Here is a 15,824-nt window from a genome sequence, read left to right as displayed (position 1 = left end):
CTTGAATATCTCTACCAGCATGCGGAGAAATTGCGGCTCTTCGTCACCGTCCATCTCCCGGATGCCGGTCAGCGTGTCTTGCTGAAGGACGGGAATATACGGCTCCCTGCCAAACCATTTGTCCAAAAGCTGCTTCAGCTTCTGCAGACTCAGCGGCTTCACCGCCCAGTCATCCAGGCCAGCCCGGACGAACTGCAACCGGCTCTCCTCCGCCCCGTCTCCGGTCACACCAATGATGGGAATCCTCGGCCTTCCCCCGGATAGTTCCAGCTGGCGGATGAGGTGGACCGCCTCGTCGCCATTCATGCCCGGGAGCCTGCTGTCCATCAGAATCAGCCCATACTCCTGCTGCTGCCAGGCTTCTACAGCCTCACTGCCGCTGCCGACCAAATGCACCTCTGTAATCCCCAGCCTCTTGAGCTGCTGCTGCAGCAGTGTGCGGTTCAGCCCATTGTCTTCTGCAACCAGTATGGGCAGCGCATTGAATCGGCCCTCCGGTAATGAAGCTTCAGCAGGAGACTGCGGCTGCGGCTCCGGCAGGCTTGACGGTTTGTCCAGCACAAGCCCGAAGGAGAAGGTGGAACCCTGTCCAGGTGAACTATCCACCTTAATTGTTCCGCCCATCAGTTCAACCATAGACTTGCAGATCGACAGGCCGAGTCCGGTACCTTCTGCGGCCATCTCCCCGTCCCGGCTCATTTGCGAATACGGCTGGAACAGAGCCGCCTGATCCTCCAGCGGGATGCCGATACCCTCATCCCGGACTGCAAAGCAAAGCCTCTGACAGAATTCATCCTCACCGGCCAGACTTACTGTCAGCTCTACTTCCCCGTTCTGCGTGAACTTCACCGCATTGCCGAGCAGATTAATGAGCACTTGAAGGATTTTGGGGGAATCTCCTTCAAGCGTAGCCTCCACACCGCTTCCAACCTTCCATTTCAAAGTATTTCCGCGTTTTACAGCAGCGGGAGAGAGCAGTTTGAATGCATGCTCCAGCAGATCATGAACGCTGAAGGATATCTTGTTCAGTTCCATTTTTCTCGCTTCAATCTTGGAGTTATCGAGCAGATTATTAATCATCTGCAGCAGGTACTGAGCGGATTCACGGATCACCTGCAGATAACTCTGCTGTTCTTCCGCCATCCCCTCTGCCCCGAGCAGCTCGGTCATCCCCAGAATACCGTTCATCGGTGTGCGGATTTCGTGGCTGACTGTAGCCAGAAACAGGCTTTTCGCCCGGTTGGCCGCTTCCGCCTCTTCTTTCAGCTCCTTAAGCTCGGCATTATTCTTGGCAAGGAGCCGGTGCATCGTAATCAATTCATTATTCATCGCTGAAAATTCAGCTAAGATTTGTTCTTCCCGCTGCTGGCCGTCAATCACCTGATGCGAGAGCTTCTCGATGGTCCCCCTCAGTTTGCGGATTTCCTGCTCATGGTCAATCATTTGGAAATCCCGCCTTCAGTATGCCCTCTTCAGAAACAAGCCGTTCCGCCACCTCCAGTGCAAGCTTCGCGTCCGGGGCATAGCCGTCAGCACCGACCTTCTTCCATAATTCCGTGTCTATATTAAACGGCATTCCGCCGACCATAATGCGGAGGCTGTCCAGCTCACGGTGGCTGCGGATGGACGATATTACGCGAATGACCTCGGATACATGAAAAGTCATAGTAATCGAAATAGCCAGCAGCTCGGCAGGCTGCTCCTTCAAATGACGGACCAGGCCCTCTACGGGCATATTTGAGCCCAGGTAGATCGTATTCCAGCCCTCCATTTCGAAGAAATCAGCCAGCATCCGCAGTCCGATTTCATGAAGCTCTTCACCCACACCAACCGCAACCAGTCTTTTCTTGCCATTCTGTGCCCGGATCCATTGTGGATAGAGCTGGGAGATGATGCTCTGGGTGCAAGCTGTGCAGTAATGCTCCTGGGCTACCGTAATGTGCCCCATCTGCCATAGCCGTCCAATCTCATATTGGGTTGCCTGAAAGATATGCAGATAAATATCGTGGATCGGTATGCCGTCCTTATATAAGCCCAGTACAAACTCCGAAGCCTTACGCCGTTCTCCGTCCAGTAGCAGCTTCAGATATTCGTCCGCCTCCCGGAAATAGGGCTTCTGCGGCTGAAGAAAGGAAGGCAGGCTCTGCTCCCCGCGTGTATGATAAAGGCCCATGTCCAGATAACTTAGAATCAGCTCTCTTTCCGGCTGCTCTACCCGGACACTTATCGCTTCTTTCATCAGATTGAGATTAATCCGCAGATCCTCAGCCGTAATCTTGTACTGCACAAGCAGTACTTTCAGCCAGGCAACATAGTTAATAAATAGAAGCGGACTCTCCAGCGCCACACTCTGCGCCAGATACCGCAAATGATATAAAGAATCCTGCTTTGTTCTTGCTCTTCCAGAAGGACCGAATCTTTGCTCTAGGTCAGGCTGTCGTTCATACTGGCGTGTAGTGATTTCCTCCGCCAGCTGATCGGCTATCACTTTCAGCCGTTCTCCTGCATTCTGCTGATCAAGATGCATGCGGTCACTCCTTTAGTGTTCAAACGCAAAAATAACGCTTTTTATAATATTATACAATATTTCGCAAGCCTGCCGGGAAAGGCCCAGGAAATCCCTACAATATATTGGAGGGGCACAATATTCCTTCCGCGGCCTGTTCAGCTCCAAGGCTGGCTTACATCCGGACGGCGGGACAGTCCACGCTGATGCTATACCTGGATGCTATGCCTCCACCGGCTTATCATCCGCAAACATTGCCAGGTAACGCTCCAGCCCGTTTACAGCAAGCTCCCCCTTCGGAACAAAGCGGATTGCGGCTGAATAAATCCGGTAGTGCAGCTTCGAAGGCTCCGGACCGTCGTAGGAGAACTGCCCGAGGTAAGCACCGCTCAGCCTGCTCCGCAGCAATGTCCGCACCCCGCCGCCGCTATAGTCCGCTTCCCTGCGGACCAGCCCCGGTTCGAGCGGTGAGGTAAACGCGGGCCAGCCGGTGCCTGAATCGAACTTATCCCTGGAGCTAAACAGCGGATCGCCATTCAGCACATCGGTATAAATGCCGTCTTGGAATTGGTTCCAGTACGCATTGTCGTAAGCAGGCTCCGTCCCTTTATGCTGGGTCACTTCGTATTGCAGAGCGGTCAGCCGGGAACGCAGCCGTTCCTTGTCTTCACGCCCGTTCCAATGGAGTTCGGTGAAGTCCCCCCGGCCGGAGCCCTTCAGATACAGCTTATAATCCAGCGGATGGGTCTTATAGTAGTCCTGATGTTCCGCTTCAGCCGGATAAAATGGCGTTGCGGGCAGGATCTCGGTCACAATCGGAGACTTGAACCGCTTCTCTGCCTGAAGCGCGGCTTTGGATGCCTCCGCCTGGGCCCGCTGCTCTTCAGTGTGCACGAAGATAGCCGTCCGGTAGGAACTCCCCCGGTCCATGAACTGGCCGCCCCGGTCTGTCGGATCAATCAGCTGCCAATAGATGTCCAGCAGGCGCGTGTACGGAAACAGCTCCGGCTCAAAGGTAATCTGTACCGCCTCGTAATGTCCGGTGGTCTCGGTTCCGACCTCAGCATATGTCGGGTTCCCGGTATGCCCGCCCGTATAGCCGGACACCACGGAGACAATGCCCGGAAGCTCATCAAACGGCTTGACCATACACCAGAAGCAGCCCCCGGCAAAGGTGGCGAGCTGCTGCCCGGTATTCTGCTGATCATTCATCCGGCCTGCCTCCCTCATTTGTTTCAAATTTAATGCTTATGAACTTCATTATAACTGAATATCCTTTTTCTCCACAAAAATCAGGGTTATAGCAAGACAGACGGCGATAACAAGGACAGGTACCGCCACTGCCCGTACATAATCTCCCGTACCCGATAGCGGAATCCGCTGCGAACCGTCACTATACATTCCGGAGAATTTCATAATCTGTGTCATGAGCGAATAATCGGATACGGCCCGCAGTAACGGTGAGGAGGAATCCTTCAGATAACCCGACAGCAATAAATTGCCAAAAATAAAGAAAAACGTTACTACCACAGCAGAAGACGCCTTGCGCATCAGCATACCCAGCATCATGACCGCAGCGGCGTAAGCAGACAGATATAATATATTAAATCCGATGGCCCTCACCGCCATGCTGAAGTCATCCCCATAGCTTTCATTTCCGATCCGCGCCCCGGTGACCAACGCTGCTGCCAGATAAAGAATATAGAACAGCCCGAAAAATTGCAGCAGCCACCAGCAGACCGCTAGAATCTCCAGGATATACTTGCCCATGAAATATGACCTGCGGCTCCGACCTGCGGCAATTATGTTCTGTATCGAACCGTATTCAAAGCCCTCCGTGGCAAAAAAGCAGGCATGCAGCGGGATGATAAGATACAGGAACAGGGAAAATTCTGCGGCGATGCTAAGCGGCTGCACAGCACTATCCAGCTCATACCCGCCTTTGGTGCCAATAATTATAATCAGGACGATGCACCCCAGTAAAAAAGTGGCACTGATACTCTTGAACGCGGTGTCTTTTCTCAGATAATAAAGCTCTGCCCGCAAAAAATCTCTCATTGTATTCCGCCCCCGATCAGCTTCAAATAGTAGTGTTCCAGATTTGGTACGGACAACTGGATCCCGTCAACAGGAATCCCCTGCTGCAGAAGAACAGACATCAGCCGCTCCAGGTCCGCCTCCTCCCGGGGAATCTCAACAGTTCCAGAGCCGGTAATCTTAATCGTGTCTAGCTGCAGCTCCTGTTTCAGCACATCAGCTGCCACTGCCGGACAGCTCGTTGCTACCGAGATCATCGTTTGCGCTGACTCCAGCAATTCAATTGCTGACACTTCCTGAATCAGTTTCCCTTTATGGATGAAGCCATAGTTGGTGGCGAGCTGCTGCAGTTCTCCAAGAATGTGGCTGGACAGCAGAATTGTTACACCTTCCTCACGCGCCAGCCGCACCAGAATCTCCCGCAGCTCCACAATACCTACGGGATCCAGCCCGTTTACAGGCTCGTCCAGAACCAGAAACTCCGGTTGATGGAGCAGCGCTATAGCAAGACCAAGACGCTGGCGCATGCCCAGCGAATACTGGGAGGCTGGTTTACTTCCGGCATCCGTTAGAGCTACAGACTGCAGTACCTCTCCAATCCTAGCCTTCTCTTGTATGCCGAATATCCTGCAGTAGAAGGTCAGATTCTCCTTGGCATTCATATGCGGGTATAGGGACGGGGTTTCGATCAGAAATCCGATCCGCCGCCTTGCCCTGACCAGCTCATGCTTCCCCTGCTGCCCGAACAGCGATATTTCTCCGCCTGCCGGGTGCACCAGGCCGCCTATTATTTTCATCAGTGTACTTTTTCCTGCCCCGTTCTCTCCGATGAGTCCATAAATATCTCCCTGCTTAATCGTCATATCCAAACTTTGGAGGGCAAAAGCAGATCTGTAGGTTTTGGTTAAGCCCCTGGCTTCAAAAACAGATGGTTTCAAGCGGAACACTCCTTCATTGGTCTGTTATGCTGTTATGCCGAGTACTGCTGCGCCGGCAGAACCAACATAGCATGAGAGAAAAGCATAAAAGCTGTGCTTGTCATTTTTAAGCGTGTTATTGTCATTTTTAAGCATCTACGCTCCATGAACGTTATAGTCTGATTTTCCCTGAAAATGTATAATGGAGCAAGAAAAGTGAAACGGAGTGAAAACATGATTCATATCGCCGTTTGTGATGATGATCCGCAGACAGCAGGGCTGATAGAGCAGCTTATTTTTGATACACGGGATAAAGTCCCAGACGAACTGGAGATAGCCCTCTATTACAGCGGTGAAGCCTTTGCCCGGGACCTGCAAAGCGGCTGCCGCTATGATCTGATATTTATGGATATTGAACTTGGTGGAATGGACGGAATTACAGCGGGGCAGATCTTGCGGGAAGATGACAGGAATGACTGGACGCAGCTGATTTATATCTCCAGTCATGAACAATATTATCTGCAGTTGTTTGATGTCCGGCCATCGGGCTTTATCAGGAAGCCGGTAGAGCCGGAAGCGTTTCTGCATAAGCTTCTCCCGGCGCTACAGAAGGCCATCCGCATACGCCGCCAGAGTCAGACCCAATTCTTGCCCGTTCAGCAAAAAGGAAAAGAGCTGCTGGTCCCTTACCGGGATATTGTCTATCTCGAGAGCAGTATCAGACGGATTACACTGACCCTGAAGGAGGGTGAAGTGCAATACTACGGTATGCTTAAGGAGGAAGAGCGCAAGCTGCCCGCCGGTTATTTCATCCGGATTCACCAATCCTACATCGTGAACTTCCACTATATCCGCGAGATCAGCGGTAAGCGGGTAAAGCTTGTTACAGGAGGGGAACTGCCGGTCAGCGACAAGCACAGCACCGCCGTCCGCAGAGCTTATCTCGGCTTTAGGGGGGCTTTGCAATGAATACTGTGCTGCGGGAAGAGCTTGTCTACCTGCTGACCTTCCCCCTTGTTCCGGTTATTCTTCATTATTTCTTCAGCCGCTTCCTCACCTGCCGGCTGACTGGACAACGGCCGGTTGTGCTTAGCGGTTTCCTTTACATCGCCTGCAATTTCGCTCTGCACTACAGCTCACTTCCAGGCCTGCTTCTTCTTGCAGCGAACGTCGGGCTCACTATTCTATTTTCGCTGCTCTACCGTGGCGAATGGATACGGCAGACATATTGCGTTCTGTTTATCACTGCCCTGCTTGTGCTCAGCGAAGCCGTTATGCCCTATGCTTATACAGACACTGGATACGTAGCCAACCTCCTTCTATCCAAGCTGCTTGCCTTATCGCTGGTTCTCCTCCTGTTGCGGACAACCAAGGGAGACGGGCACGGCCGCCCTGCTGGGGGGTACCTGATGGTCCTGCTCCTCTGTCCTGTGCTAAGTATATTCGCCTTATTCTGGCTATCGGAGAGCCCGTTCTTCCAGGTCTATCCGAACCTGTTTCCCATAGTCCCCACCTTGCTGCTGGCCATAAACCTGCTGGTCTTTGTACTGAGCGACCATGCCTTGTACGTGCAATCTGAGAAGACCAGAAGGCAGCTGCTGGAACAGCAGAATACCTATTACGTGCATCAGTATCTCATGACCCGGGACCATCAGGAGGAGGCCTTCAAATTCCAGCATGATTTCAAAAATATTCTCCTGGGCCTGCGCGCCAAGCTGCAATCAGGTGATGAACACTCCTCCTCAGCTGAACTCGACCGTCTGCTCGGTAAACTGGTCCATCCACCGGGCGGCTGTGATACCGGAAATCCGGTCATTGACTCCATCGTCAACTACAAGAAGCAGACCGCAGCAGAACAGCAGATCGGCTTCCGCCTAGGACTTTCAATTCCGCCGCAGCTGGAGCTGGATGCCACCGTTATCAGCGTCATTCTCGGCAATGCCCTGGATAATGCGATCGAAGCCTGCGGAGAACCCTCCCTCCCGGAAAGATATGTCAGCATAGAGATGAACTATCTTAACGACAGCCTGTTTATCAGAATCCGGAATCCCTTCGCACATAAAATCCGCACCGGCAGCCGTGGTGAGATCTCTTCGACTAAAGCCGGTCCACACCCTCACGGCATCGGACTTCAGAACATCCGGCAAACCGTCAGTGAGTGGGGCGGGCTACTTGAAATCGCTTATGACAGCGGGCTGTTTCAGCTTGAAATCGTTTTGTTTCATGTCCAGAGAAGACACAGCGCTTAAAGCCCACCTCCATCCATTCATTCCTATCGCGCCAGGCACGATTGTGCTATTCAGCAACTGAGATTGAAGCAGTGCGGAAAAGGGTACTGAACAGCACGATACTTCGTTCGGTCATATCTATTATTAATGGGAGCAGGGATAATCGATGAATACACCCGGAACTGCAAATGAAGTAACCAACGAAAACAGGCCTGAACCAGTCATTGGGAGTGAAGGCACCGGCCTTCGAGCGCGTATCGCATTAACCGGAGCGAGCGGATATATCGGCCATAATCAGCTGAAACTCTTAACCGGGGATTACAACGTAATCGCCCTGTCAAGGCACGGGAACCAGAAGGACAACAGCCCGAATGTGGAGTGGCGCTCATGTGAGCTGTTCTCGATGTCATCGGCAGAGCAGGCGCTGCAGGGCGCAGACTATGCCGTCTACCTCGTTCATTCGATGCTGCCGTCGGCTAAGCTGACCCAAGCGGCCTTTGAGGACATGGATGCCATACTGGCGGACAATTTTGCCCGGGCAGCCCGCAAGAACGGCATTAAGCAGATCGTCTACTTAAGCGGCATTATTCCCGGCAATATCCCGCAGGAGCAGCTCTCCCGCCATTTACGCAGCCGGCTTGAGGTGGAGCGGATCCTCGGCTCTTACGGGGTACCCGTTACAACCATACGTGCCGGATTGATTGTAGGTCCGCAGGGCTCTTCCTTCCCGATCTTGGTCAAGCTGGTCCGGCGTCTGCCGGTCATGCTGCTGCCGAAATGGACGCGGACAACCACCCAGCCAATCGCCTTGTCAGAGGTACTCCTTGCACTCCGCAAATGTATCGGCAGCGCTGAGTTATACGGCCGTGCGATCGATGTCGGCGGTCCCGGCAGCATGACTTATAAAGAAATGATGCTGAACACCGCGGAGGTCCTGCACAAAAAACGGAGATTATTCGATATTCCGCTGCTGACCATCCATCTGTCGCGCCTCTGGGTGACGCTGATCACCGGAGCGCCGAAGGAGATGGCCTACCCGCTGATTGAAAGCCTGGCCCACCCGATGGTTGTTCATCCCGCGCGGACGGTTCCCGGGATCAGCGATGGCCGGATTCCTTTTGACGAAGCTGCGCGGGAGGCACTGAAGGCGGAGGACGAAGCCGATAAGAAGCCCAAAGGGAAATCCGCAGCCCCTGCCAAATCAAATTCAGGAAGCAAACCAAAACCGGCCGCCGATGTCCGCTCCATTCAGCGCGTAGTACTGCCGGGCAATACCAATACCGATTGGGCCGCCCGTTATTATCTGGAGTGGCTGGGCAGAACATTGAAGCCGCTGGTCCGTATTGATTATGACGGGAGGAATATCTACCGGGTGCATCTGCGGGCCAGCCGCACACCTATTCTGGAGTTGACCTATCTCCCGGAAAGGAGCAGTGCGGAGAGCACCGTGTATCAAATTTCCGGCGGAGCCTTCACCAAAAAAGGCGACACCCATGAAGGCAGGCTTGAATTCCTGCAGATTCCCGGCACCCGTGAATGCGTAATTGCCATCCATGATTATCTGCCCTCCCTGCCGTGGTTTCTCTATAAATACACACAAGCCAAAGCCCATCTGTGGGTAATGGCCGCTTTCCGGAGACATTTGCAGCGGTTAGGCAACAGGTCTTAATCTTCGCCCTCCCTCCGATCCCCTGCCGGTTCATTAATAGGAGGGCGGGGATCTGCTTTAAATATTCCTTTACAGGAATATTCCTATTATGGTATATTGTACTCAGCAGTAAAAAAGCACCGCAAGCGAATGGATGATGAATATGAATGCAACGGTTATGAGTGCCTTGGCCGAACCTAACCGCCTGCAGATGGTTGAACTGCTGCGCGGGCATCCGCTCACAGTAGGAGAAATCGCCCGGCAGCTGCAGATTCGGCAGCCCCAAGCCTCTAAGCATTTGCGGGTTTTAAGCGAGGCTGGAATCGTGGAGTCCAAGGTCGATGCCAACCGCAGAATCTACAGTCTGTGCCCGGCTCCTTTCCGCGAACTGGACGATTGGCTGGAGAACTACCGTGTACTATGGGAGGACAGACTTAGCCGCCTGGATGATTACTTACAGTCGCTGGAGAAGAGATTGCCGGCAGAGCAGCAAGACTAAGCTGGACGTGATAAGCACATTTCATGCAATCAGAGAGGATGAGGGCAAATGACGAATCAAATGGTATCCAGAGTAGAGGACAAATCGCTTATTCTTGAACGTGAATTCAAGGCTCCGCGTGAGCTGGTATTTCAGGCATTCTCCCAGGCGGAGCATCTGAAGCACTGGTGGGGGCCGCGCGGCTGGAGTCTTCCGGTATGCCATATCGATTTCCGCGAAGGCGGAGTCTGGCATTACTGTATGAAATGCGAGGACAAGAGTCAGGGCGATTTCTACGGAATGGAATCCTGGGGCAAGGGCGTGTACCGCGAGATCATCGAACCCGAGAAGATTGTCTATGTTGATTATTTCTCTGATGCTGAGGGCAATGTGAACGAAGATTTGGCAGAGACGCTGGTAACACTGACCTTCACCCAAACGGACAACGGAACATTGGTTATTTGCCGCTCGGATTATGCAACCCCCGAAGACCTGAAGCAGGTAATGGATATGGGCATGCTCCAAGGCATCACGGAAACCTGGAACAGACTGGTTGAGCATTTGGCTAGCATACGTTAGAACATCGGTTAGATACAGCACACACAACAGGCACCCGCTGGAGACCAGCGGGTGTTTTTTTAGATGGATAGATCTATTAATACGCTGCATCAGACGGGCTAATCAATCCTTATGATTGCTGTCCCACAATTCCTTGTGCATTAGTCCGGCAAACACAAGCAGAATCAGCGAAAGGATCATTACAAACTCTCTAAGTGTGTTCGATATGCTGTCTACGTTGTAACCAAAAACAATATTCATGCGGCCCCATAACAGGTTAAGACAGAGCAAAGCCACGGTGGAGTAGGTGATCCATACACTGCGGAGATAGAGGTTATAGGTGCGTTTTGGCCCGTTGCCGATAAAATAGCGGCTGTACCGCACCACATATGCCGTAAACACTATAAAAGCGGTTAACTCCAGGGTGACAAGTGTCAGATCAATAATTCCCATGCAAATCATCTCCTCTCTTGCCCAGGCCGGAATGATGCAGGTCCATCAGGCTTTCGATATCATTCATTTCATACGCTGCCTGGATTTTGCCTAACTTCTCGATTTCTTTCTTCACACGACTGGGCTTGATCTCATTTTTTCTGAAAATATCGAGGAGCTTCACTTGTCGACGACCTCCCCACTGTTAGTTTTATCAGCGATCTCTCTTCCCTTGGTCTCTCTTGCCGTGTCTTCTCTTTCAATAAGCAGCTTGACGAGTGAACGGTTGTATTGATTGAGCTGCTTCTCGTTCTCCTCATCCCGTTTCTGATAATTCTGTATGACCTTTTCCTTATTCGCGATCTGCCGGATGCTCCAGACTAAAGCGACGGATAAAAGGACATTAAGCACGACTGAGCCGTCATTGTTATTGAACAAGCCAGTCAATGCATTCAAATCCATCAATATCACCCCATTTGTGAACAAATCCATAGCTTCTGCCGGAAGAACATCTACTATAATCTATTCATTTTACAAAACTATGGAATGGGTAATTCAGTATTTTGTTAGGATAATGATGATTTATTGCAAAGATGCGAAAAGATAGACCATAAATCCGGGACCGTGCTGTATAAAAGTAGAAAATTAACAATATTTTGCTCCGACACAAAGTGACAGTATTTATTTCCCTGATGAACTAAAATAATGGAAATAAAAAATAAAGGAAGGAGGTATTCTGGTGGATTTACAAGCGGAGGTAAGGGTTCTGTTAGTAAATTTAGGTTTTAATGTTACAGAATGCTCGGATAATTTAGCTTATATGCTTCATATTGTATATGCTGACAATGAATTTCTGGACCGGACAGCGTTAGAACTCCTGGACATAAAAATCCGAACCCGAAATTCCTACCGCTTCGCTTAATTTCACATACATATCTTACTCTATTCAGACAGAGCTGTAATATCATGGGGGGCTAAGCCCTCTTTTTTGTTTTCGTTTATGTATAATAAATGTCCCCCGGAAAGCCTCACGGGAATGGTTGTGCGCGTTTCTTTTGTGATATACTGTAAAATAATAACCTGACCGACTCACATCTGGGGGGCACTAATTTATGTTCTCGAAACGACTTAAACAGCTAAGAAAAGCGCGCAACTTCACGATTCAAGAGGTTGCCGATACCATCGGAGTCGCCAAAAGCACATACTCCGGTTACGAATCGGGTTTTCGCCAGCCAACGCTTGATGCTGTACAGATTATTGCAAAAAAACTTAATACCACGGCTGACTATCTGCTGGGCCTAACCGAATACCCTGATGTTATTGAACCATCCAATAATGCAAAAGAACTGCTGAATCTCGAACAGCTCCACTGGGACGGCATCCCGCTTGAACGCGAGGACCTGTTACTCGTCAAGAGTATCCTTGAGCATGTAATTCAGACGAGAGCCGGGAAAGACGGCAATAAGAAGTAAGCTGCTTTTATCTCTCCGGAGGAATAGGGCATTCCTTCCGCATTACAATAGAAGCAGCTTATAACACAATCCCCTCAAATCATCATCACTGAAGGTCCTTGCTCCCGTAAGCCTGCTGCATAAACTGCTCCACGCTACCTCCATTCAATACATGATTCATCAAGTCCTCGCTGGTGCAATTCAGCCCTTTCTCCTGAAACAGCAGGGTCAGCAGCAGGGCCACATCAATTACATGGCTTGCTTCAACCGGGACGTGCTTTTGCTGCCCGTAATCATACCGGAACTCCTGCTTCAGCGGATACCTCGCCTCCTGCAGAATCTCTTCAAGCGTATATCTACTGCCTGTGGTGTTGCTTCTCAGAACCGGATCTTCGGCAAGCCGGCTCATAAACCGGTTGAATTGCTCCTGTTTGTCGCTATCCACTAATGCGGCACCTCCTTTCTGACTACTTCGATATTTTCAAGGCTTGCACTGGCTCAGCTGATCTGCCCACTGGATAATAATTCATCCCTGCTGCCTTTACCCGAAGATCGTCATAAACATTCCTTCCATCAATCAGCACAGTCCCAATCATCACCGAGCGGACCTGCTCCAGATCGACTTCGGCAAATTCCTTCCACTCCGTCAGTAGGCATAACGCCTCGCAGCCGCTAGCAGCTTCCAAAGCAGTACTGCACCATCCAATCGCCGGATGATCGTACATGGCCTGGAAATTCCCGGCTGCTATCGGATCATAGACCTGTACTTTCGCTCCCAGCTCTATTAATCTATGAATAATTTCCAGAGCAGGAGCATCCCGCACATCATCTGTCTCCGGCTTAAAGGCTAGTCCCCAAATGCAAATGCTTCTGCCGAGTACATCACCGAGCGCGGCTTGAAGTTTATCGATAACACTGAATCTTTGATGCTTATTGACCTCTACTACGGACTTCAGCAGTTTAAAGTCGTACTCCACATTGCCTGCAATCTGGATCAGTGCTTTCGTATCCTTCGGAAAACAGGAGCCTCCATAACCGATACCTGCCCGCAGGAACGAGCTGCCGATCCGCTTATCCAGCCCCATCCCTTTGGCAACTTCCGTAACATCAGCGCCGACCTTCTCACAGATATTGGCGATTTCATTGATAAAAGAAATCTTGGTCGCCAGAAAAGCATTCGAGGCGTATTTAATCATCTCTGCACTCCGGATGTCTGTCACTATAATCTGATCGGTAAGGGGTTTATGTAGGTCAGTCAGCAGCTCCGCTGCGGCTGTACTGTCCGTGCCGATAATAATCCGGTCAGGATACAGAGTGTCGCGGACTGCAGTGCCTTCGCGGAGGAATTCCGGCAGAGAGGCGATATCGAACGCCCCGTCATACAGCCCGGAAATCAGACTGCGGACACGGTCATTGGTGCCGACGGGAACCGTGCTTTTAACACAGATCACTTTGTAGCCATTCATCGACAGTCCGATTTCTCTCGCTGCCGATTCAATGTAGGCCATATTGGCTTCACCGCTGGGGAGCGGCGGGGTGCCGACAGCAATAATGACCAATTCTGCGTGCCGGGTGGCATAGGCAAGGTCTGTAGTGAACTCCAGCCGATTGGCCGCGGCATTTTTAATGGACAGCTCCAGCAGGTCCGGCTCGTAAATCGGGATACCGCCTGTGCGAAGAATATTGATTTTGGCCTCGTCATTATCCACACACAATACCCGGTGACCCAGCTCCGCGTAACAGATTCCTGAGACTAACCCGACATACCCTGTACCGATTACAGCAATATTCATCTTTACCCACCTCTACTGTTCTAAATGATAGATTCAATCATATGAAGCACGTCCGAACGAATCGCGGACAATTGATATTTGCAGGCTTTTTCTTCCGGATGTCTACTGCCGACAACCAATTCAATCTCCGGTATATCCTTTGTGATGCGCACCCCATACCATGAACCGCCCATCAGCTCAAACTTCAAGGCGTAGGCAGGGGCATGCGCTAAACTAGTACTTCGCTGCTTGATTAAGTCTCTCACTTCACCGTTCCGGTAATCGTGGAACTTCACAGCCGTCAACCCGCCTACAATCATCGGAGATTCAATACTGATCCGGTCCATCAAAATTCCGGACTGCTGCCACCAGTTAACATCAGCAAAGCTGAGGATAATTCTCTCTTCCGCGAACCAGCCATATTTTTCATAGAGCTTCAGTAGCTCCTGGTAGACCGTACTGCCTTTGGCTTTATAATTTGCTGCCATCTCCGCAACAAGCAATGCTGCATGAATGCCGTCCCTTCCCCGGACAAAGTTGCCCAGGGCATAGCCTCCATACTCATCGAACCCGAACACAAAAGCTTGTTTCCCCGTACGTTCACATTCGGCCATCTTGGCACCAATGCCTTGAAAGCCTTGGGTGGATTCGATAAGCTGCAAACCGTGGTCTGCTGCCATTCCATTCAGGAGATCTGAACACAGCAGCGTCTTCACGACAATACCGCCCAGCGGCAGATTATTCATCGCTTCCCGGGATTGAATAATGTAGTGCAACAGAAGCGCCGCTGTCTGGCTAGCATGAAGCAGCAGATATCCGCCTTTACCATCCTTAACGGACAAGCTGAGCTCATTCTCCTCCGGATTAAACCCGAGCACGATGTCGGCCTGAATTGTCCGGGCCAAGTGATAAGCTGGAAGGAGTACCTCCAGTTGATGAGGATCAGGGGCCCTTGCCAAGGAGACCGTTTCAGAATCCCTGACCTCTGTCTGATGAATTTCCGTGTACCCCAGTGCGGCGAAGGCACGTCCAATAATTCCCCCGCCTGTTCCAAACAATGGTGCGAGCACCACGCGCATGGAGGAGCCCATGATTTGAATACTTTCTCTGGAGAGCGGGGTATTCTCCATATATTCTATATAAGCTTTGTCAATTTCAGTACCTACCATGGCCAGTTTACCTGTTGCTATAGCTTCCTCAGCCGGCAAAACTTCAATATCCAGTCCATCCCCGATCTGATCCATATAAGTCTGGACTCGGGTAATATAGCTGTCTGAAACCAGACAACCGTAATCCGAGAATATTTGCAGTCCATGATATTGTGGGGATAATCTCCCCGCAGAGAAGTTCAGGCCGGCAATCGCATGGAGCCAACGTACAGAAAAGGCCAGCTCGCTGGCTGGCCGGGGATGATCGAAGAGATAGACTTTTATGTTGTTATTCGCCAGCACCAGTGCCGCCTGTTCTGCGAAGCTCCTGGAATGCAGCCGCGAATCATAGGAGATGACGATTACCCGATGCTGGGAGACAAGACCCCGGGATACAATCTCATAAGACAACGCCTGGCAAATGTGCCGGACCGTAAAAATATTGAGCCGGTTGGTCCCGACACCCACTTTGCTGACTATTCCTTCCATTCCAAGCGAAGGCTTCCGGTAAAAGCAATCCATAATTTCTGTAACCTTCATCTCATGAAGTTCCTTCATTAAATAAGACGGCAGATCACTATTCCGCCATCGGCTGTACCTATATTGTATTTCCTGTTCCACAGGGTCCACGTTGGCAATCATCGAACGC

The 15,824-nt window shown here is 51.1% G+C and carries 17 protein-coding genes; 6 read left to right on the top strand and 11 right to left on the bottom strand.

Annotated features, from left to right (window positions below; translation table 11 throughout):
* The 5 genes from AQR02_RS01655 to AQR02_RS01635 form a co-directional block, all read right to left on the bottom strand.
* On the bottom strand, window positions 1-1,443 hold a 1,443-nt coding region (locus tag AQR02_RS01655), incomplete at its 3' end, for an ATP-binding protein (RefSeq protein WP_082451548.1).
* Window positions 1,436-2,527, bottom strand: a complete 1,092-nt coding sequence (locus tag AQR02_RS01650; RefSeq protein WP_054939116.1) for a cobalamin B12-binding domain-containing protein — start codon at window positions 2,525-2,527, stop codon at window positions 1,436-1,438. The genes AQR02_RS01655 and AQR02_RS01650, both read right to left, overlap by 8 nt.
* A gap of 201 nt (window positions 2,528-2,728) precedes the next feature.
* Complete coding sequence (gene msrA, locus AQR02_RS01645; protein WP_054939115.1) at window positions 2,729-3,718, bottom strand: peptide-methionine (S)-S-oxide reductase MsrA; 990 nt, start codon at window positions 3,716-3,718, stop codon at window positions 2,729-2,731.
* Window positions 3,719-3,766: 48 nt separating this feature from the next.
* Window positions 3,767-4,564, bottom strand: a complete 798-nt coding sequence (locus tag AQR02_RS01640; protein ID WP_054939114.1) for an ABC transporter permease — start codon at window positions 4,562-4,564, stop codon at window positions 3,767-3,769.
* The gene (locus tag AQR02_RS01635; RefSeq protein ID WP_054939113.1) at window positions 4,561-5,481 is read right to left on the bottom strand and encodes an ABC transporter ATP-binding protein; all 921 of its coding nucleotides are present in this window, start codon (window positions 5,479-5,481) and stop codon (window positions 4,561-4,563) included. The genes AQR02_RS01640 and AQR02_RS01635 overlap by 4 nt, the downstream gene beginning before the upstream one ends.
* Before the next feature lie 195 nt (window positions 5,482-5,676).
* On the opposite strand from AQR02_RS01635, the gene AQR02_RS01630 reads away from it, so the two are divergent.
* From AQR02_RS01630 to AQR02_RS01610, 5 genes are all read left to right on the top strand, one after another.
* Window positions 5,677-6,429: a LytR/AlgR family response regulator transcription factor gene (locus AQR02_RS01630; protein WP_159067663.1), complete on the top strand. Its 753-nt coding sequence runs from the start codon at window positions 5,677-5,679 to the stop codon at window positions 6,427-6,429.
* Window positions 6,426-7,709, top strand: a complete 1,284-nt coding sequence (locus AQR02_RS01625; protein WP_054939111.1) for an ATP-binding protein — start codon at window positions 6,426-6,428, stop codon at window positions 7,707-7,709. The genes AQR02_RS01630 and AQR02_RS01625 overlap by 4 nt, the downstream gene beginning before the upstream one ends.
* Window positions 7,710-7,854: 145 nt before the next feature.
* Window positions 7,855-9,357: an NAD(P)H-binding protein gene (locus AQR02_RS01620; protein ID WP_082451544.1), complete on the top strand. Its 1,503-nt coding sequence runs from the start codon at window positions 7,855-7,857 to the stop codon at window positions 9,355-9,357.
* A 142-nt stretch (window positions 9,358-9,499) separates the two neighbouring features.
* Window positions 9,500-9,835, top strand: coding sequence for an ArsR/SmtB family transcription factor (locus tag AQR02_RS01615; RefSeq protein ID WP_054939110.1), 336 nt, complete (start codon window positions 9,500-9,502; stop codon window positions 9,833-9,835).
* A 48-nt stretch (window positions 9,836-9,883) separates the two neighbouring features.
* Window positions 9,884-10,393 (top strand): SRPBCC family protein, encoded by a 510-nt coding sequence (locus AQR02_RS01610; protein WP_054939109.1) that lies wholly within the window; start codon window positions 9,884-9,886, stop codon window positions 10,391-10,393.
* 102 nt (window positions 10,394-10,495) lie between these two features.
* Here the strand turns inward: AQR02_RS01610 and AQR02_RS01605 are convergent, their stop codons facing one another.
* The 3 genes from AQR02_RS01605 to AQR02_RS01600 are packed head-to-tail and all read right to left on the bottom strand — an operon-like array spanning window position 10,496 to window position 11,296.
* Entirely contained in the window at window positions 10,496-10,825 is a 330-nt protein-coding gene (locus tag AQR02_RS01605; protein WP_054939108.1) for a hypothetical protein, read from the bottom strand.
* Window positions 10,812-10,988, bottom strand: coding sequence for a hypothetical protein (locus tag AQR02_RS32205; protein ID WP_159067662.1), 177 nt, complete (start codon window positions 10,986-10,988; stop codon window positions 10,812-10,814). The genes AQR02_RS01605 and AQR02_RS32205 overlap by 14 nt, the downstream gene beginning before the upstream one ends.
* A complete protein-coding gene (locus AQR02_RS01600; protein ID WP_209444108.1) occupies window positions 10,985-11,296 on the bottom strand; it encodes a hypothetical protein in 312 nt (103 codons plus the stop codon). The genes AQR02_RS32205 and AQR02_RS01600 overlap by 4 nt, the downstream gene beginning before the upstream one ends.
* A 620-nt stretch (window positions 11,297-11,916) precedes the next feature.
* Between AQR02_RS01600 and AQR02_RS01590 the strand changes: the two genes are divergently transcribed.
* The gene (locus AQR02_RS01590; protein ID WP_054939105.1) at window positions 11,917-12,276 is read left to right on the top strand and encodes a helix-turn-helix domain-containing protein; all 360 of its coding nucleotides are present in this window, start codon (window positions 11,917-11,919) and stop codon (window positions 12,274-12,276) included.
* 85 nt (window positions 12,277-12,361) lie between these two features.
* Here the strand turns inward: AQR02_RS01590 and AQR02_RS01585 are convergent, their stop codons facing one another.
* Genes AQR02_RS01585 through AQR02_RS01575 form a run of 3 tightly spaced genes read right to left on the bottom strand, consistent with a single transcriptional unit; the run spans window position 12,362 to window position 15,817 of the window.
* Window positions 12,362-12,700 carry a hypothetical protein gene (locus AQR02_RS01585; protein ID WP_054939104.1) on the bottom strand — a complete coding sequence of 113 codons (339 nt, stop codon included), beginning with the start codon at window positions 12,698-12,700 and terminating at the stop codon, window positions 12,362-12,364.
* Window positions 12,701-12,722: 22 nt separating this feature from the next.
* Window positions 12,723-14,048 (bottom strand): UDP-glucose dehydrogenase family protein, encoded by a 1,326-nt coding sequence (locus AQR02_RS01580; protein ID WP_054939103.1) that lies wholly within the window; start codon window positions 14,046-14,048, stop codon window positions 12,723-12,725.
* A gap of 20 nt (window positions 14,049-14,068) precedes the next feature.
* The gene (locus AQR02_RS01575) at window positions 14,069-15,817 is read right to left on the bottom strand and encodes a phosphohexomutase domain-containing protein (RefSeq protein WP_054939102.1); all 1,749 of its coding nucleotides are present in this window, start codon (window positions 15,815-15,817) and stop codon (window positions 14,069-14,071) included.
* Window positions 15,818-15,824 lie beyond the last annotated feature (7 nt).

Source organism: Paenibacillus ihuae (genome assembly GCF_001368795.1).
Lineage (GTDB): Bacteria > Bacillota > Bacilli > Paenibacillales > Paenibacillaceae > Paenibacillus_AQ > Paenibacillus_AQ ihuae.
This window is presented reverse-complemented; position numbering and strand designations above follow the sequence as displayed.